This window comes from Ensifer sp. GW823-FHT05D09, assembly GCF_058795755.1.
In genome coordinates this window covers 1,117,443-1,136,000 of sequence record NZ_JBXAIA010000001.1, presented here as the reverse complement: position 1 = coordinate 1,136,000, position 18,558 = coordinate 1,117,443, and the positions used below count along the sequence as shown (strand labels likewise).

General features: G+C 60.5%; 14 protein-coding genes and 1 tRNA gene. 2 read left to right on the top strand and 13 right to left on the bottom strand.

The window, feature by feature from the left end; all coding sequences use genetic code 11:
* Window positions 1-665 precede the first annotated feature (665 nt).
* On the top strand, window positions 666-1,808 hold the full coding sequence (locus AC1Q80_RS05585; RefSeq protein WP_492359870.1) for an alpha/beta hydrolase: 1,143 nt from the start codon (window positions 666-668) through the stop codon (window positions 1,806-1,808).
* 57 nt (window positions 1,809-1,865) lie between these two features.
* Here the strand turns inward: AC1Q80_RS05585 and AC1Q80_RS05580 are convergent, their stop codons facing one another.
* From AC1Q80_RS05580 to AC1Q80_RS05550, 7 genes are read right to left on the bottom strand one after another with little or no spacing between them, the layout of a single operon-like run.
* Window positions 1,866-4,961 (bottom strand): complex I subunit 5 family protein, encoded by a 3,096-nt coding sequence (locus AC1Q80_RS05580; protein ID WP_492359829.1) that lies wholly within the window; start codon window positions 4,959-4,961, stop codon window positions 1,866-1,868.
* On the bottom strand, window positions 4,955-5,323 hold the full coding sequence (locus tag AC1Q80_RS05575; protein WP_173419416.1) for a sodium:proton antiporter: 369 nt from the start codon (window positions 5,321-5,323) through the stop codon (window positions 4,955-4,957). Before AC1Q80_RS05575 ends, AC1Q80_RS05580 begins: the two co-directional genes overlap by 7 nt.
* Before the next feature lie 23 nt (window positions 5,324-5,346).
* The gene (gene mbhE, locus AC1Q80_RS05570) at window positions 5,347-6,045 is read right to left on the bottom strand and encodes a hydrogen gas-evolving membrane-bound hydrogenase subunit E (RefSeq protein WP_173419415.1); all 699 of its coding nucleotides are present in this window, start codon (window positions 6,043-6,045) and stop codon (window positions 5,347-5,349) included.
* Window positions 6,042-6,386, bottom strand: coding sequence for a monovalent cation/H(+) antiporter subunit G (gene mnhG, locus AC1Q80_RS05565; RefSeq protein ID WP_173419414.1), 345 nt, complete (start codon window positions 6,384-6,386; stop codon window positions 6,042-6,044). Before mnhG ends, mbhE begins: the two co-directional genes overlap by 4 nt.
* Complete coding sequence (locus AC1Q80_RS05560) at window positions 6,379-6,627, bottom strand: hydrogenase subunit MbhD domain-containing protein (protein ID WP_173420980.1); 249 nt, start codon at window positions 6,625-6,627, stop codon at window positions 6,379-6,381. The genes mnhG and AC1Q80_RS05560 overlap by 8 nt, the downstream gene beginning before the upstream one ends.
* A gap of 2 nt (window positions 6,628-6,629) precedes the next feature.
* On the bottom strand, window positions 6,630-6,890 hold the full coding sequence (locus AC1Q80_RS05555) for an MrpF/PhaF family protein (protein ID WP_077503993.1): 261 nt from the start codon (window positions 6,888-6,890) through the stop codon (window positions 6,630-6,632).
* Window positions 6,883-7,413 (bottom strand): Na+/H+ antiporter subunit E, encoded by a 531-nt coding sequence (locus tag AC1Q80_RS05550; protein WP_492359828.1) that lies wholly within the window; start codon window positions 7,411-7,413, stop codon window positions 6,883-6,885. Before AC1Q80_RS05550 ends, AC1Q80_RS05555 begins: the two co-directional genes overlap by 8 nt.
* A 606-nt stretch (window positions 7,414-8,019) precedes the next feature.
* Between AC1Q80_RS05550 and AC1Q80_RS05545 the strand changes: the two genes are divergently transcribed.
* On the top strand, window positions 8,020-9,744 hold the full coding sequence (locus tag AC1Q80_RS05545; protein WP_492359827.1) for a hypothetical protein: 1,725 nt from the start codon (window positions 8,020-8,022) through the stop codon (window positions 9,742-9,744).
* A gap of 182 nt (window positions 9,745-9,926) precedes the next feature.
* Here the strand turns inward: AC1Q80_RS05545 and AC1Q80_RS05540 are convergent, their stop codons facing one another.
* The 6 genes from AC1Q80_RS05540 to AC1Q80_RS05515 all read right to left on the bottom strand — a co-directional run bounded on the left by AC1Q80_RS05540 (window position 9,927) and on the right by AC1Q80_RS05515 (window position 18,541).
* Entirely contained in the window at window positions 9,927-11,762 is a 1,836-nt protein-coding gene (locus AC1Q80_RS05540) for an SLC13 family permease (RefSeq protein WP_173419411.1), read from the bottom strand.
* Window positions 11,763-11,966: 204 nt separating this feature from the next.
* On the bottom strand, window positions 11,967-13,169 hold the full coding sequence (locus AC1Q80_RS05535) for a M20/M25/M40 family metallo-hydrolase (RefSeq protein ID WP_427857708.1): 1,203 nt from the start codon (window positions 13,167-13,169) through the stop codon (window positions 11,967-11,969).
* Between the two features lie 54 nt (window positions 13,170-13,223).
* Window positions 13,224-14,771, bottom strand: a complete 1,548-nt coding sequence (locus tag AC1Q80_RS05530) for an AbgT family transporter (protein WP_173419409.1) — start codon at window positions 14,769-14,771, stop codon at window positions 13,224-13,226.
* A 326-nt stretch (window positions 14,772-15,097) separates the two neighbouring features.
* Window positions 15,098-15,358, bottom strand: a complete 261-nt coding sequence (locus tag AC1Q80_RS05525; protein WP_173419408.1) for a YMGG-like glycine zipper-containing protein — start codon at window positions 15,356-15,358, stop codon at window positions 15,098-15,100.
* A 673-nt stretch (window positions 15,359-16,031) separates the two neighbouring features.
* Window positions 16,032-16,121: transfer RNA gene (locus AC1Q80_RS05520), tRNA-Ser, on the bottom strand.
* A gap of 200 nt (window positions 16,122-16,321) precedes the next feature.
* Window positions 16,322-18,541, bottom strand: a complete 2,220-nt coding sequence (locus tag AC1Q80_RS05515) for a caspase family protein (protein ID WP_492359826.1) — start codon at window positions 18,539-18,541, stop codon at window positions 16,322-16,324.
* Window positions 18,542-18,558: the final 17 nt, after the last annotated feature.

The following is an 18,558-nucleotide window of genomic DNA, read 5'->3' as shown; positions in this document are numbered from 1 at the left end:
TAAAATAAAACCAATTGGATAATGGCGTTTCATAGAACTGGATGCGTCATGTCTTACGAGGTGAGCGTTGAAACCGATCGACGATTGAGGTCGCAGCAGAGGGCCGGAGCCGGCGATCACCCGCGCCAAGAACGATCTGGCCCGCAGCGCCGCATTTGCAGGGGAACGGGGCAGCGAGAAGCCGCGCCCGTCGTTCATCAATGCGTCTGTCCTGGTGATCAATGCGAAAGGTGGAAGTCGTGAGTAGGAACCCAAGTCATGATGCTCCCTTAAACGCCCGGATCCGCTCGCCCCTCTCCCTGGAGGCCGAAGGCGCAGTGCTCCGTCCAGAACTATAGTGCGCATCAAGAAGCGAAGTGATCAGCATAGAATCCCGCAAACTGGCATGCCGTCCAGATATTCGCAGTCGACTGCGGAGAAGAGTTCGCCTCGCACAGGATTGAAACATTGTAATTTTTTCATCCGAATGACACAAAACACCGGATACGGTGAATGCACACGGAACTCATCTTCCGCACCCGTCGCGGATAGCTTAGAACTACGAACTGCTTCGCCCAATGCGCATGGCCAGCGTGAGAGCGATCCGAACCAATTGTCTGCGAGGCGCCTTGCTGTTCACAGACCTGGAGAGCTTGCCGGTGGAGTTGAGACGAGCCGTGTCCTCAATGCGATTGTCCGTCATCGTAATCATGCTGTTGGCCCTCGCCGGCTGTGGCGGACCACGCGCAGTGCTCGGTCTTCCCGTGGACGCTTCATCCGGTGCCAAGCCCCAGGCAATCGTGCCGATCTTTGTCGCAACCACGCGCGCGCCATCCGGAAATCTGTCGCTGCCCTTTTCCGCGGAGCGGTCGAAGACCTTGAATTTTGCGAAACTCGACATCGGAATTCCACAAAACCATGTTCCCGGAAACGTCGAGAAAAGTGGGCGCGTCCCGGATCCGAAACGGCATTTCTCGGCACGGACGTTCCAGCCGATCGACCAGCGGCAGGAATTCGTCAGACAGTTGAACGCGGCGCTGGCACGCCGCGCGCCCGAGGATCGCGAGATCTTCATCTTCGTCCACGGATACAACAACAACTTCGCCGACAGTGTCTTCCGCAATGCTCAGATCATCTACGACTACAACATCAAGTCGGTCGCGCTCCACTACGCCTGGCCGTCGGGGGCGGCGATCCCTCTCTATGTATTCGACCGCGATAGCGCCCTGGTCGGCCGGCGTGGACTTGCTGAAACGATCGAGATCGCTGCACAGACCAATGCGAAGAGGATCGTCCTGGTCGGTCATTCGATGGGTGCCTATGTCGTCACCGAAGCCTTGCGCGATCTGGCCCTCAGAGGCCGCACCAGCACTCTGAAACGCCTGGGCGGCGTGGTCCTCGCCGGGCCGGATATAGACGTCGATGTGTTTCAGAGCCAGCTTGAAGACATCGGCGACATCCCTCGGCCCTTCACGATCGTCGTTTCACGGCGTGATCGCGCGCTTGGAATTTCGCGGCGCTTGGCTGGCGGTCACCCACGTGTCGGTAGCGGCGCCGATATCAAAATGCTGCAGGACAAAGAGATCGCGGTTATCGATGTCTCGGACGTCGACGGCGGCACGCACAGTGTCTTTGCCACGTCGCAGACGCTGATGGACGTCGTCAACAACGATGCCTTGATGCGCAACGTGCTCAGGGAGGAAGCGGCGCCGGCGGGGCAGACCATGCTCGCCGATGGCGCATCCGTCATCGAGGGCGCAGCAAGGCTGGTGATCTTTCTTCCGAGCCGCCTTCTCGGCGGGATGGCCCAAGCCGCCGCCGGGCAGTAGCCGAGCTTTGTGCAATTGGCTCGCTGCGGCTCCACCCTTACGACGAGCCCTTGCCTATCAGCCTGCTGTCAGTCTCAGGGTGCCGAGCAGATACAATGCAATCACGTAGCAGAGCACCTGAAGCGCATAGGTCTGGCCATTGCCGGTGTAGACCCTGCGGACCAATCCAGCCAAACCGACGGTTAGACTGCAGACCCCGTCCCACACGAAGTTGGCAACCGGTGTCACGAGCGGCGCAAAGACGAGCCGATAGAAGCCATAGAAATGCGCGGTGCTCACCGGAATGGAGCGCCCCCACCCGGCTCTGTAGATCAACAGGAACAGCGCGAGCAGAACGGCAGCGGCCGCCACGCTGAACGCCATGACCGGAATAGGGTTCCAGTAGCCATAGATCGTCTCGAGCGACATGCCCTGCCAAACCAGCGTTGACGCGAAATAGGGGTCAATGGCCGCCGACACCGGATCCATCAGCAGCTTCGGGAAGAAGGACAGCACGAAAATTGACAGGATCAGGACGAACTGCGGGACGAGCAACGGCCACGGCGCCTCCCGCACCTCCTCATAAGCCGGTTTCCGCGGTCCAAGGAAGATCGAATAGGCCAGCCGGAACATGTAGAGGAAACCGATAAACGTCGCCAGAACACCCACGATTGCCAGGCCATACCAGCCCCTGTCCATCATCGCGCTCAACAATAGCCATTTGCCGCCGAAGCCGGCGAGCGGCGGCAGGCCCGACATCGAGATCAGGGCAATGACAACGGCTGCAAAAGTGAGCGGCATCTTTCCGGCAAGGCCGCCGGTCTGATCGAGCAACCTGGTGCCGGTTGCCAGGATGACGCCGGCGGCGGCAAGAAACAGGATGCCCTTCACCATCAGATGGTTGGCGACGAGATAGAACGCCGTTACCCAGCCCAGATGACTCATCAGCGCGATCGCCGTGATGATATAGCCGATCTGACTCATGCTGGAATAACCAAGCATACGCTTGATGTCGCTCTGCTGAAGCGCCATGACGGCACCCGCAATGGTCGTCAGAAGCCCGATCCAGCCCATCACATGCGCCATCTCGAGCCCGACTTCGGAGCGAATGGCAAGATAGGTGACCATGAACAGGCCGAAGACCGCGACCTTGCTGATGACGGCAGAAAGCATTGCCGACAGATCATCATCGGCCTCGGCATAGGCCCCCGGCAGCCAGACATGAACGCCAACGGCACCGGCCTTGATCAGGCAGCCGATTGCCAGGAGCATGAAGGCCGGAGCCGCATCCGGGCCGGCCGTGGCAAATGCCGCAAGCGCGGTGGTACCGTTGGCGCTGGCGGCAATGCCAAAGCCGGCGAGCAGGCAGAATGCCGACACCAGCGAGAACAGCAGGAACTGCAACACATAGGGATGGGCATCGCGCCTCTGCGCGATCAGGAAATAGGAGGAAAGCGTAATCAATTCCCAGTGGAAGAAGAACTCCAGGCTGGTGGCGGCGCGCAGCAGACTGGCGATGGACAGCAGCAAGATGGCCATCATCGGATAGAACCCGCCACGAGCATCGGAGCGATAGAGGCTTGCGAAGGCGATGACCAGCCCGCCGGCAAGAAGGAGTACGGCAAACAGCCGGCGCAAACCGTCAATATCACGAACGATCCACACGCCGACAACCAGCACGGCCGCCAACATCAGCACGCACTTGGCCCGCCCTGGAAGCCAATCGAGCATGTAAAGACCCGCACCGACGACAAGCGGCGCGACTAGCAGCAGCGACGCCGCACCGGCCAGGCTCGCCGCAGCATAGCCGCTCGCAAACAGCAAAGCCGCACAGACCAGCACGGGCACCAGCCGACCTGGCGTCGGACTGATCTTCGTTTCGCCCGGCAGCGGGCGCGTGGCATGCTTGAACCAGCGGAACATATAGGCTGCCTCGAGCAGCGACCCGACCAGGATGACGGCAATCCAGATGTATCGCTCGCCCGCCGCAGCCTGCATCACCAGTTCCCATTTGGCCCAGAAGCCGGGAAATGGCGGCAAGCCGGCAATCGCGACTACGAACACTGCAAGGATGGAAAGCACGACGGGATTGCCTGCGACATCGGACCAGCCGTCAACCTCGCGCCGCTCGACAATCCCGGCGAGCCAGAAAAGGCCGGCCTTGGCGAAGAGATGGTTGATGAAAAGTCCACCGACGACCAGCGGCAACGCCTGTTCAGCGTCAAGCAGGTGCAGCAACGCAAGTGCGAGCGTGAGAAGGCCCATTTGCGCGATCGAGGAATAACCGAGCATCCGTTGAACGCTGGTCTGCCTCAATCCGACAAGATTGGAGAAGAGGAAGGTTATCCCGCCAGAGAGAGCGAGCATTCCGAGATGGTCTTCAAAAAGCGGCAGCAGCTTGAAAAGCGCGAAGAACACGCCGGCCGATACCCCAACGGAAACAAGCGCCGCAATCCCGCTGTTCGCGGTCTCGTAGACATCGAGCCCCCAACCGTTTGCCGGGAATGGCTTCAGCTCGAGCACAAGGCAGGAAAGAACGAACAGCAGCGCCGTCACCCCGATGGGGCCAGCGATCAATGCCCGGTTCGTAATCATGTCGTCGATGTTGAGGGTACCTGTCACATGGTAGAGCAGACCCGCACCGAGCAGGAAGAAGGACGAGGCGAGCACCGTCGCCATGATGTATTTGAAGCTCGCCGCAAGCGCTGCCGGCGTCCGCTCGAATCCGAGAAGCCCATAGGTGCCGATCGATGCGATCTCCAGAAAGACAAACTGGTTGAACAGATCGCGGGTCATGACCATGCCGTTGATGCCCATGGTCAGGATCAGGTACAGCAGCAGCGCTGGATAGCTCGCGCGCAGACGTCCCCAAAGATGCCAGGCGCCAAGCACTGCAACGACGTTGACGCAGACAGAGAAAAATCCCTCCCACGGACCGAAACGCAAGTTGATCGAGAACGGCGGCACGCTGCCGGCGGTCAGCACCTCGATTGTCGATCCGCCATGATGGACGCTCCACAGACAGACGCCTGATATGACGGTCATCCCTAAGAGGGCGATGATAAACCCGGCCGCCGGCAACGGCTTGGCGATTTTGTACAGGAGGGGAATGAGAAAGCCGCCGCCGAGGCCAAGCAGAAAAATGTTCAGCGGCTGGAACAGGCTGTCTACCATCTCGACTCCGTTAGCGCGTCGATCGACAGGGTTTTTCGGGTAGCGTGAAGCCGGATCGCGAAAGACAGCATGATCGCCGTCACCGAAAAGCCGATGACGATGGCGGTCACGACCAAGGCGGCGGGAATGGGATCGACGGTGCGCGTGGCCGCTTCCTTGATGCCGAGCGCCTCGTCGATGATCGGTGCAGTGCCGCCGGTGATGTAGCCTGTCGCCACCAGAACAATATGCATGCCGGTATCGATCAGCGAAAAGCCGATGATGATGCGCAGGATGTTGCGATGCCTCAGTATGCCCCAAAAGCCGATGAGCACGAGGAGAAATCCTGTCGTGAGAAGTATCTGTGATATCGGCACGCCCATACTGCCCCCTTGTCGCCCACGGCTCAGTTGCGGAACCGGTCGATGATGACGCTCAATTCCGCGCCGACCTTGATACCGAGAAGCATCGATATCAGCGGGATGGCCCCGGCACTGAACAGTGTCCCGAACTCGCCGCGCGGCAGAATGTGGCTGTCGAGAAAGCCACCGGCCAAGACCATGCCCAGGATACCGATGGAGACATAGAAAACGCCGGCAAGCGTTTCCGTGATGGTGAGAAAACCATGGTGGAGCGGTCCAGTGGGATAGGCGAGCATCATGAGCATCACGCCGGAGGCAACGACCGCCCCCCCCTGGAAGCCGCCGCCGGCCGAAAGGTGACCGTTCATGATCACGTAGGTACCGAAAAGGAAGATGAGCGGAAGCACCACCTCGGCACCGTTGCGCACCAGTTCGCTCGGCCCCTGCCCTTTGCCGCCGATGGCGGGCAGCAAGAGCGGCTTGTCACCCGGTTCGCTTGCCAGGATGACGCCGACGCTCGCAGCCACCATGAAAAGCACCGCGACCTCACCCAGTGTATCGAAACCCCGAAACGAGATCAGAATGCCGGTCACGACATTGGCGGCACCGAGATCAACCGGAACCTCCGTCAGGTAAAACGTCGCCAGAGCCGACAACGCCTGGCGCTCGCTATAGCCGGTGACCAGCCCGGCAAAGATGACGCCAAACCCCGCGACGACGAGCAGGATGAACACGCGTCTCATGAGGAACCCTTTGCCGCGGAGGCGTCATTCTCGTCCCGCAGGGCGTCAACGACTGTTGTGCGAGCCATCGGGGTGCGGATCGAATGGGCGGCGCGTGACAGCGCATGCGACGACAACGGATTGGTCATCAAAACGAAGTACGCGATGATCAGCAGCTTCAGAGACCATCCGGGGTGGTAGATGCCGAGACCGGCAAGAACCAGGATGTTGCCCAGGGTCGAAGCCTTGGTTCCCGCCTGGATACGCGTGAAGACATCGGGCATGCGCAACAGGCCGACACCGGCGGAAAACAGGAAGAATGCGCCGACAAGGATCACGATACTGCCGATCAGTTCACTCATCCGTCACGTCCCCGCCGGTTTTGCGGATCGCGTAGAGGAAAATCAAGGTCGCAAGGCCCGAACCGATTGCAGCCTCGGCCATGGCGACATCGGGCGCGGCAAGAAGAACATAGGAGGCGGCAGCAAACAGGCTTGCGAGCCCGGCGCTGACCATCGCAGCCATGAGGTTGTTGAGCATGACCGCAAGAACGCCGCTCACCAGAATGCTGCCACAGACCAAAAGGATCAGCATTTCGAGCATGATCAAGGCCCCTTTTCCAGATAGCGAGCAATAGCGAGGACCGCGAGAAAGCTCAGCAACCCATAGACAAGGGCGACATCGATGTAGACGAAGCGCCCCGAAATATGGGCATAGAGCGCAATCAGCGAGATCGTCACCACCGACAGCATATCGATGGCAACGACCCGGTCGATCGTGGTGCGCCCGACAACCAGCCGTACGACGCCAAAGACGATGCTGAAGAAAATCAGAACGACGGCGATCTGCAGGATGATCTCAGCCAAAAACCGCTCCCAGGTGCTTCTCGAAGGGTCCGATGATCATTCGGGTCGCCTCATCCGGGTCGGTGGTTTTCACGTCAAGCCAGTGAATGAACAGCGCATCGCCCTGCAGATTCATGACAAGCGAGCCGGGCGTCAGCGCGATCGAATTGGCCAAAGCCAGGCGGCCTATCGGCGACCTGAGCGGCATCTTGACCTTGACGATGCCGGGGCGAATATCAATTCGCGGCGCGTAGACGTAGCGCAACATCTCGATGTTGGCTTTGACCAGCTCGACGAAGAAGACACCAGTGTACGCGAGAAAATGGAAGACCTTGCGCGGCGTCAGCCCAAGCCTCCAGACATCGCCGCGGCGCACGAATATCGCGGCCAAGGCCAGTGATGCCAGCGCGCCGATTACGACGATCGGCGGCTCCACCGAGGAATTGATCACCAGCCAGACAACGAACAGAAAGCCCCAGAGAACGATCAGGCTCTCCGGAAATCCCACTAGGCGTCGCTGCGTTGTTTCGTGGTCTTCTTGCATCGCGCAGGCTTTCGGCAGGTGATGAAGGATTGGTAGCGCGCACTCAAGGCAGGCAACTCAACTCACACTCCCCCACCGGCTGGCCTCAATCCGGATGCCGTGCATGAGCCGGTCCGAATGGGCATTGATGCATGATTTCGATAGCTTAGCATCGCCTGGGTCGAACTGTGATCGGCACTGAATCCAGAAACTTTGCTTCTGGTCCGATACGCCGCCGCATCGTTGCGCTTTTCGACACCCAAGGTCACCTGCGGCAGCCAACACCTCTTGACCCGCCCTTAAAACGGGGAAATCTATCACTCACAATACCAGCAGCGGACCGGCAGCGCCGCGCGATCAAATGGTTCGGTCGTCGAAGCCCGCTGCGTCGGAGGGCATGTTCGGGACAATCGCGGTTCGCATCGCCTGCATGGATGCGGTCAGCTTTGCGGCAAAACCGCGCCTGGGATCCGATAGGGATAGGGGCAAGCGTCATGGCGGAGGAAACGATCGCATGAACAGACGCGTCATGACTGCCTGCCGGCCGCAGCGAATGCCACAGGCGGGCTCGTGGCGACCGACCGAGCGGCAAGCCTCCACAGGTTGCGCAACACGGATGCCAGGCTCATGAACGAGAAAGCCCCGGAGAATGGATCTGCCGTTCCCGTCGCCCCGACCGCTGCCAGTTTCCATCCACTTAGCGCCGCCGAAGCCAAGGTCGTTGCCCACCTGCAGCTCGGCGACTTCGACAGGCTGGGCGACGGCTTGCGGCCGGAGCGGGAAGACCCCGAGCGGATCGTGCGCGCGGATCTTCTGCGCCTGCTCATTCTTGGCAAGGACGGCCTGCGTTTGCACGAGAAGGGGCTGCGGCTGAGCGGAGCCTGGATCACCGGCATTCTCGACCTCGAGGGATGCCGAATACCCCGCGATATCGGTCTTAAGGATTGCCACTTCGAAGCATCCCCGGTGCTGCGCTCCGCCATCATCGACAACCTGTTCCTGGATGGCTCGGCCCTGCCCGGATTGCAGGCCGAACGGCTCGAAGCACGCGGCTGCGTCTCTCTGCGCAGCGCAACGATAACCGGCGAAATCCGGATCCCGGGCGCACGCCTCGGCGGCAACATCGAGGCGGACGGCGCGTCGATTTCTGCATCTTCCGGAATCGCGCTCGACGCTGGTGGCCTGGAAACCCGAGGCGGCATTCTCCTGCGCGGCGCGAATGTGCGTGGCGGGATCAACCTTTCGGCGGCTCGCCTCGACGGCGACGTCAACGCCATGGGGGCTCGAATCGAGCGCCCCGACGAAATTGCCTTGAACGGCGATGCAATCGTGGCAGGGGGCGATCTTGCCTTGCGGGGCGCGACCATCATCGGCGAAGTTCGCGTGCTGGGCGCCCGCTTCGGTGGAGACGTCGATTGCACTTCGACTTCGCTCTCCCAGCCCGGCGGCTATGCACTGAGCCTCAACCGCACCACGATCGCTGGCGCGTTCTTCCTGCGGCAGAACGCGTCTGTTGTCGGTACGCTCGACTTGACGGCCACGACGATGGGAGCGATCGACGACGAACAGGCAAGCTGGCCACAGCGCGGCGATCTGTTGCTCAACCGTTGCCAATACGGCGCCTTCATCGGCGGCCCTGTCGATGCGGCAAGTCGGCTCGACTGGCTGTCACGGCAAACCCCGGATCGATGGAAGGCGGATTTCTGGCCGCAGCCTTACGAGCAGCTTTCGATGGTGCTGCGAGAGATGGGCCACGACGAGGAAGCCCGCGCCGTTCTGATCACCAAGGAACGCCTGCAACGCCGCGCGCGCCGGGCACGCACCCGGAATCCAGTGTTGCGCGCCATGCTGGCCACCATAGACGCCATACTGGCGGGAACGCTCAGCTATGGGCGCCAGCCGCTGCTGGCGTTGGTTTGGCTTACGCTTTTCTGGGCGATAGGCGCAGGCGTGTTTGCTTTCGCCTACCAGAATGGCGCGATGAAACCGAACAGTCCAGTTATCCTGCGATCGCTTGAATGGACCTTGTGCGATATCGAGCGGAGCGAAAGCCGCTATATGCCGTCAAGTGCACAAGTCCTGGCCGGACGTGCCGACGCCGGAGAGAACCAGCTCTCCTGTTTTCGCAATCAGCCGGAAGCTGCCAGCTACCCGGAATTCAATTCGATCATGTATTCGCTGGATGTTCTCCTGCCGGTGCTGTCGATCGGACAAAAGGAGTTCTGGCGAGCGAACTCGTTGAAGCCGACAGGCACATTCACCTTGAGATACTACTTTTTCCAGTCGGTCATAGGCTGGGCCTTGAGCCTTCTAGCCGTGGCCGGGTTCTCAGGGCTGGTCAAATCGAAATAGGCTGATCGCGAGCAAGCGCATCGATGCAGCCCGCTTCAGGCCGACGCCGCTCGTCTTTCTGGATGCGCAAAGGTCGCGGCAGCGCTTTGAATTGCTGCGTGTTTGTCCCTGAAACAGCTACGGCAACTCAAACGGGCTGCAGCGAGCGGCAGATCAGTCAGCTGACGTGGCGCCCCCGAAGATCAGAAGCGCCAGATCAACGGTACGATGAACACGGAGACGACGAAAAACCAGATCAGCAGAGGCAATCCGAGCTTCCAATAATCGGTGAAGGCATAACCACCCGGCCCCATCACCATCAGGTTGGTCGGCGTTGCAATGGGAGTGAGAAACGCCCCTGCCGCCGCCACAGCGGTGCTCATAAGCACCGGACGCGGGGAAATGCCCATGGCCGTCGCTGCCGCCACGCCGATCGGAATAACGATCAGTGCGGTTGCGGTGTTGCTGATCAGTTGTCCCATGATCGCCGTCAGGACGAACAAACCGGCGAGCAGTGCGATCGGGCCGGCATCCCCAACGAGGTTGACCAAATGCTCTGCCATCAGTTTTGCCGCTCCTGTTTGCACCATGGCAGTAGACAGCGGCATCATCGCACCCACGAGGATCACAGTCGTCCAGCCGACAGCGCGATAGGATTGCTCGACGCTCATGATCCCCGACAAGATGATCGCACCGGCAGCGAGCAGGCCGGCCACTGCGGGCGGCACAAGGCCCGTGGCGAGAAGCAGAACCATGGCGAACAGGATGATGACCGCCTGGCGTGCGCCCGGTCCCATCGGAACAGCTTGACGGCGGACGAGCTCCGGCGAATTGACCACCAGCACGTCCGGATCATCCAGGTGAACGTCAAGCGCCTTCCAGGTTCCCTGCAGAAGCATCGTGTCACCGGCCTGCAGCACGATGCCACCCGCGTCCCTGGTTGCGCTTCCGGCTGCGATTTGCGCCCCGGCGCGCTGCACCGCCAGAACGATCAAGTCGCCGCTGTCGGTAACCATGCCCGGAAAGACGGTTTCGCCAATGAGCCCCGAGCGTGGCGGGATGACGACTTCAGCCAGGCCTGAACTGCGATTGAAAAGCGTTTCCTCGCCTTGCCCCCCCGCCTTCTCGTCGCGAAAGGCGAGATGCATCTCGGCGGCGAATACGGCGGCGCTTTCAGCCTCGCCGCGTACAAGGAGATGATCCCCCTCGGCCAGCTGCTGTCGCCTGATAGGACCGGCCGTTTCGCCCTCCTGAATGGCAACGAGCTGCAGCCCTGGATAGGCAGAAAGATCAACTGCGGACGATGATGCACCCACGAAGGGCGAGCTTGCGCGCACACGCATCTGATAGATTCCACTCGCCAGGCCATATTGCTCGACGAGCGTCTTTGCATGCTGACTGAAGTCGGCCGGCATGGTGGCACCGTTGCGCTCGGGCAGAAGCTGCTTTCCGAACAGCACGATAATCGCCATCGTCCCGGCCAGAAGCGGAACACCCACAAGGGCGAACTCGAAGAAGCTGAAACCACGCCCCTCCGCATCGATGGCTGCTTCCGACACCAGCACGTTTACCGGCGTTCCCGTCAGCGCGAGCATGGAGCCGGCGTGCGCCGCAAAGACGAGCGGCATGAGCAGCTGCGAGGAATTTCGCCGAAGGCGGACAGCGATGACGACCACCACAGGCAGAAGCGCCGCAACGGCACCGTTGACGCTGATAAGCGCGGTGAGAAGCGAGACGAGCACCATGGTCAGGAGCAAGAGGCGCGTGCGGCTTTCTTCGCCCGCGCCGCGGATCAGCAGTTGCCCGGCCCAGGCCGTCACACCGGTGACCTCGAGTCCCGAGCTGACGACGAAGAGCGATGCGATAAAGATGACGGCCGGATCACCAAATCCGCCAAGCGCCTGACCAAGTGTGAGAACACCGGTCGCCCACAGCGCCAATGCGGTCAGCATCGCCACGAACACAACCGGCAGCTTGTTCCAGACGAACAGAACGACGGCAACGGCGATGATGGTGGCGGTGTATGCTATCGGGCTCAATCGCTCCGCTCCTCATTTGGCCCCTTCGGGCCGTCCAAACCACACAGCCGCGCTGTCCACGCAACGTCGACATACACACTACGTCCGGTGAGTTCGCCTCGAGCAGTCAACGGCCTCCAGACCTGACGTGGCCTTGATGACTGTCAGGTCAGGGATCGACCGCAGAGGCGCCCTCTTCCACCGGCGAACAGTCCAGCGAAACCGCTAGTCATCCAAGGTCGCCATAAGGATGCCCAGGCGGCAGCCTTTCTCGTACTCCTTGAGATTGACGTACTCCTTGATGGTATGAATCTCGGCCTGGCCGGCACCGATGGTGATGGTCGGCACGCCGTGCTTGTCGAGCCAATTGGCGTCCAGGCCGCCATTGGAAAAGACGTAAACCGGCTCGATGCCGAGGATCCCTAGCGCCTTGGTCGCGCGCTTGACGATCGGCGTGTCCTTGCCCAGTTCGAATGGCGGATAAGACGGCTTGTGGCTGAATTTCACCTCGGCCGTATCGCCCTTGTCGTCCGTCACCTCGCTCTGCGCCTTCGAGAAGGCTTCCTTGTAGCCGTTGGCGATTTTCGTCGCGAATGCGGCTTCGGGGCTGCGCGCCTCACCCTTGAGGAAAGCGTAATCGGTTACGACGTTGGTGGCGTCGCCGGCAGGCTTGTCGTTCTTGCCGCCGAAGATGCCGATATTGCTCGTGCCTCGGCCGTCCGGCTTGACCACCTTGCCGAACCAACCGCTGCGCTTCGCCTCGGCGAGCGCCATTGCTCCGACCAGCGTCGCCGAGATACCCTTCTCCGGCGCAACGCCCGCATGCGACGCCCTGCCCGTGATCTCGACTTCCCAATTCTCCTGCCCGACCGCACCTACGATCAGATCCGAAGCCGATTGGCCATCGACGTTGATGCACATGACCGCGCCATTGAGGTCAGCGGGGTTGAGTTCCCTTGCACCATGGAGCCCGCTCTCTTCACGCACGGTGAACAACAGGGTGATCGGTGGATGCGGCAGCTTGTGCTTGATCAATGTCTCCGCAACAACCACAAGAAGGGCAACGCCGGTGCGGGCATCGCCGCCGAGCGCGGTGGTGCCGTCAGACACTATACGATCACCCTCGCGCCTTGGCTTGGCGCCGGCACAAAGCGGCACCGTGTCGAGATGCGTGGAAAAGAGCAGCCGTGGTCCGGGCCGCGTTCCCGGAATATCCACGATCAGATTGCCCGTTTCGGTCGGCAACGGAATGCGCTTGTTGACGTCATCGAAGCGAATGGCAGAGTCCGGCACCCCGATTTTCTTCAGGGCGTCACACACAGCCAGACCGATGTTCTTTTCCTGTCCGGTAACGCCCTCTACCGAGAGGAATCGCATCAGATGTTCTTCCGCTGCGGCGACGTCGAGAGGAATTGAGATGTTGCTCATGATATCCATCCGATTGTTTGCATGGTGTTTCGATCAGAGTTGCCGAATGGACCCTCACAGGCCCCACGGCAGGCCAAGCGCCTTCCAGACCGCAAAGAGGCCCGTCCAAAGCACGAACATCAGCACGACATAGGGGAGCATCATCGAGACGATCGTGCCCACCCCGGCAGACTTGTCATACTTCTGGGCGAAACCGACAACGAGTGCGAAATAGGCGTTGAGCGGGGTGATGGCGTTCATCGGAGAATCGCCGACACGATAGGCCGCCAGGACGGCTTCCGGCTCTACACCGAGCTTCATCAACAGCGGCACAAAGACAGGTGCGAAAATTGCCCATTTCGCAATCGCCCCTGTCAGCAGCAGGTCGATGATCGCGACGACGACGATGAAGCCGATCAGGAGCGGCAGCGGCCCGATATTGGCAGCCTGCAGGGCACCCGATAGGCTCAAGGCCATGACCGTGCCAATGTTGGTATAGGTGAAATAGGCAACGAACTGGCTGAGAACGAAGAACAAGAAGATGGTTCCGCCCATGTTCTTGATCGATTTCTCGATCGCCGCAATCACCTCCGCCAAGGTTCGCATCGTTCCGGCACCGATGCCGTAAGTCCATCCCGTCACCAGAAAGATCAGCATGATCAGGGCAATCAGGCCGTTCATGAACGGTGAGTTGCCGATGAGTTCGCCGGTGGTGGGATTGCGCAGCGGCGCGCCGCTTGGGATGGTCAGAAGGAGGAACACCGCAAGGAGGGCGATGAGCCCGTAAAGAGCAAAGCGCAGACCGCGCGATTCCTGCTCGGAGAGCGTCGCTCCCTGATTTTGAACACCGCCTTCAGCGGCCTCAGGATTATACTCTCCCAGCCGCGGCGCGATGATGCGATCGGTAATGAAAGCGATCACGACCGTCAGGAACACCACCGAGGCGATTGAGAACCAAAGATTGGATGCCAGGCCGATCGACCGGTTGGGATCGACAAGATGAGCCGCATCGTTGGTGAATTCGACGAGGACGGCATCGAGAGGCTTGATCAGCATGTTGACCGTGAAGGCACCGGCCACGGCTGCGAAGCCGAGCGCGAGGCCCGCAAGCGGATGTCGTCCGACAGCGAGATAGGCAACACCGGCAAGCGGGATCAGCACCAGATAACCAGCGTCAGCCGCGATGCTTGCCAGGATGCCGACGAAGGCCAGAATATATGTCAGCGCCCAGCGCGGTGAGACTATGACAAGCTTGCGGATCAGCGCGGTGACCAGACCGGATTCCTCGGCGACGCCCGCGCCGATCATGGCAGCAATCATCAGCCCGACGGCGGTGAAGCTCATGAAGTTGGGAATGAGCGACGAGTAGAGAAAGCGGATGCCCTCCACATTCAGCAAGCTGCGGATTGCCGTCGATGCCTGTTCGATCTCGTGCGTATCCGGGTTGATGCGCTCGTAGGTGACCGCCGCTCCAAAAGCGCCGAGCACAGCCGAAAGGACGATGACAATGCCGATGAGAATGAGGAAGATGACCACAGGGTGGGGAACCATGTTGCCCACCTTCTCGACAGCGTCGAGAAATCTCTGCATCGTGGTCTTGGATGCGGCATTGGCAGTGGCCATATCGTGCCTCCGTTGAGCCAAAGGGCGCGTCCCGGGAGGACGCTGGAATCTCGCATTTCGGGTCGCGTGCTTTCTTGGCGGTGGTTGGACACCGGCTTGGCATGCACCCCAGCCCGACAGCCGAGGCCGCCGACCTGATGTCTTATCCGGAAAGCCCGGCAAGGCTCCCCGGCCTGAAGGCCAACATTCCGCACCAATCACTTTTCAGGGAAGCCGACCACAGGAGCCGCGCAGGAAGAATCCGCGTCACAGAACCGGTTTGAACGATCCTCGAAGTGTACTCCGCAGCCGCCGAGCACGATTGATCGTTATCGCGACACGCCGGTTCAACGTGGGCAGGGCGCAACATATACACGGCCGGTATTACGATCCTGGAACCGGCATTGGCCCGGTTGGCCAGCCACATTTCCGATGATCGCCCCTGACACGCCGCCGATCGCAGCGCCAACGGCCGCACCACGGACGTCGTTTCTCACAGCGCCACCAACGACTGCACCGGTTGCTGCGCCGATGCCGGCACCCTGTTGAGTCGATGAACAGCCAGCAAGCGCCAAACCTGCCAAAATGCACAGCAGCAACTTCTTCATCACACTCCCCTATGTAACGCCCACAAATCTGAAGGTCGCGGCAGAAGCCATACACGCCATCACTAAAGCATTATGTCGCTCAACATCGCCTGTGATCGGCATAGAATCCCAAAACTACGCTCTAAGTTCAAATCTCTTGGCAGAACCACAGAGCTAACGGACTGCAGATACTGAAGGAATTAGCGCGTAATACCAAACCTCATTGATATTGGCTGACGGGATACCCAAAAGCCGACGAATCTCGATCGAGGGTGCAAACAGGAGGTTTGCGATGGGTTCAGCGGTTTCGTTCCGGGCGGACTTTGAAGGGGAGAGGCTGCGCCTTTCGGCCCGACAGACAACGGACGCGAGCCAAGCTCGTCGGCTCATGGCGCTTGCCTCGATCCATGACGGCGGCGGGCGCACAGATGCCGCCCGATTGGACAGTGTGATCCTGCAGATCGTGCGTGACTGGGGGGCGCTTCAATGCACGCGATCTCGACGGGCTGCCCCGGAAGGGCGGACATCTGGCCGACAGCCTTTATCGTCTTCTCGAATCCTAGCCGAATGTGTCCCAAGACATGTCTGGGTTACTCGACTGAGTCACAGCAACAACAGACCCCTTCATTAGGGACTGCTTCAAATCTTTGAAAAATCGGATGAAATTGGGATCGCCTGCAGCCCAAAAGAATAATGGCGGAGAAGAAGGGATTCGAACCCTCGATACCCTTCCGGGTATACTCCCTTAGCAGGGGAGCGCCTTCGACCACTCGGCCACCTCTCCGTTAGCGCCTGACTAGTGTCAGACCGCGGGCAATGCAAGATTTTTTTGTCGGTTTCTGGGAAATGAGCGAATTTTCATGTGGGCACCCGAAGAACGGACCCCGTCATGGCCCTGAAGAGGCACCTCTTGGCCTGCGATGCCTCCCCTGCTCGGACAATGCCAGTGGCGCCCTGATCAAGGGCTTGCTGCCGGGGATCAATTCATGACTTCCGGGAGAGCCTGTCGATCGCATCGAGCGTCGCCGCTCCAAAGTCCCCATCGACGGGACCACTATAGAGGCCGCGGTCTTTCAACAGCGCCTGCATCTCCTTGCGGAAGGCAGGTGTGAAATTGCTCGGCTGGGACTTCAACTCCTGAAGCTTGGCCGGGTCACCACCCTCGACGCTGGCCGCCGCCCAGCGCACAGCCTCCCTCGCATCCGCCTTGGTGCCGAGCCCATAGTCATAAAGACGGCTCAGATTTCCCATCGCGTAGGCGCTGCCGGCATTCGCGGCCATTTCGTACCATATGCGCGCCTGGGCATAGTCCTGGGCGACGCCGGTGCCGACATCATAGAACCAGCCGAGCAACGCCATCGAATAGGAATCACCGACATTGGCCGCTTTTTCATACCAGGTCTTGGCTTCCACATAGTTCTGCTCGGTGCCAAGCCCGTTCTGATAGGCCCAACCGAGTGACGACATCGCGTTGACGTCGCCGCCTTCGGCTGCCTTCTTGTACCAGGCGAGCGATTGCGCCAGGTCCTTCGACAGGCCAAGCCCCTCTCTATAGAACCACGCGACGGTCGCCATGGCATTGGCGTAGCCCTGGTCGGCGGCCAGTTGATACCACCTCGCCGCTTCCTCGTAGTCCTGGGCAATGCCGCCATAACCCTCGCGATAAAGCCAGCCGAGCGATGCCTGGCCATAGGCATTGCCGGCCTTTGCCGCCTGCTCGAACATTCGCTTGCCCTGATCGACATCGACGGCCCCGTCGGTGCCGTAGACGGAGAACCAGGCCAGGTTGGTCAACGCATACATATTTCCGCCGTCGGCCGCCTTTTGGTAATTGCGGCGCGCCTCGATGTAATCGCGTCCGGCGTCCTGCGCTCGTCCCAGCATGTTGACGAGCATCATGTCGTCGGGGTTCTCGTTGACCGCCTGCGCACAGGCGGTCAGTGCGCGCGCCGAATCAAGCTTCAGGAAATTCACACCGACGAAACCGGGCATGGACTGCGGTTCGCCTGCCAGCAGATAGCAGTCGCGCGAGGCCTGCGTGTCCTTGCCGGTCTGCGAGATGTTGAGGCCCTTTTGCGGCTCGAGGGCCGCGATCTGCTGCTCCGCCTCCGCCTTATGCTTGCTGTCGGGATAACGCTCGAGGAACCGCGTGAGGGCTGCGGCATCGGTCGATTGCTTCAGGGCGTCCCAGGCGATTTCGTCAGGTGTCACGCTCGATGTCTGCTCGGCCTCGCTCAAAAGCTTCAGCTTCTTCTCCGCCAGCATCTTGTAGACCGGATCGGATCCATGCTTGGCGAGGAAGGCGGCGATCAGGTCCTTGTCGGCGAGATCGCGGATATTCTGCCAGTCGGCGGCAGCGGCCGACTGGCTGTTCGGCGAGAGCTGCTCGCCGTTGTTGGTGATGCTGATGTTGACTTCCTTTATGTTCAGGAAGATTTGCGCGCCACCGAGCGATCCATAGACAAAGGGCTCCTGGCCGCGGTTGGTGACAGAAACCACCTCGTCGCGCACCTTGCCCAAGGCGATCCGCACATCGACGCCCGGCTCTGTGAGATACTTGGCAAGCGCCGTGGCAAAGGGGCTGTTCTTCCCCTCGCCGTCAAGGGCCACTGTGCCGGCCTTGGACGCAAAGGCGACCAGCAGGTCGGCCGATTCCGGTTCAACCCGCGCGAGACCTCGCGAAACTGCCCGCGTCGAGATCGAGCGCGTCATGCTCTGCTCGAACGGATTGTTGCGACAGGCGTCAAGAATCACCAGCTTGAGCTTGGTCGCGCCCTCAAGCGAACGCTGAACCCGATCGAGCCCGACCGCCTCGTCCTCGATATCCTTGTCCGTCTGCAATTTTACGTCGGTCGGCAGAAGAAAATTCTGGCCGTTCATTTCCATGCCGTGGCCGGAATAGTAGACAATCGCCACATCGGCGCCCGTTGCCAGGTCTTCGAAATCCCGCAGCGCCTTGACCATAGCCTGGCGCCCGACATCGTGGACCGTGGTGACGGAATCGAAACCGGCCTCCTCGAATGAGGCCTTCATCAGCTCGACGTCATTGGCGGGGTTGTTGAGTTGCGAGGTCGCCACATACTTCTCGTTGCCAATCAACAGGGCGACGCGTTTTGCGGCCAGGACATCCGTCGGCGCAAAGGCCAGCACGGCCACGAAAAGAATGACGAATGACCGCCACCGCGGGAGTTGCCCCGTAATCATGCTCTTCCCTCCGGCGC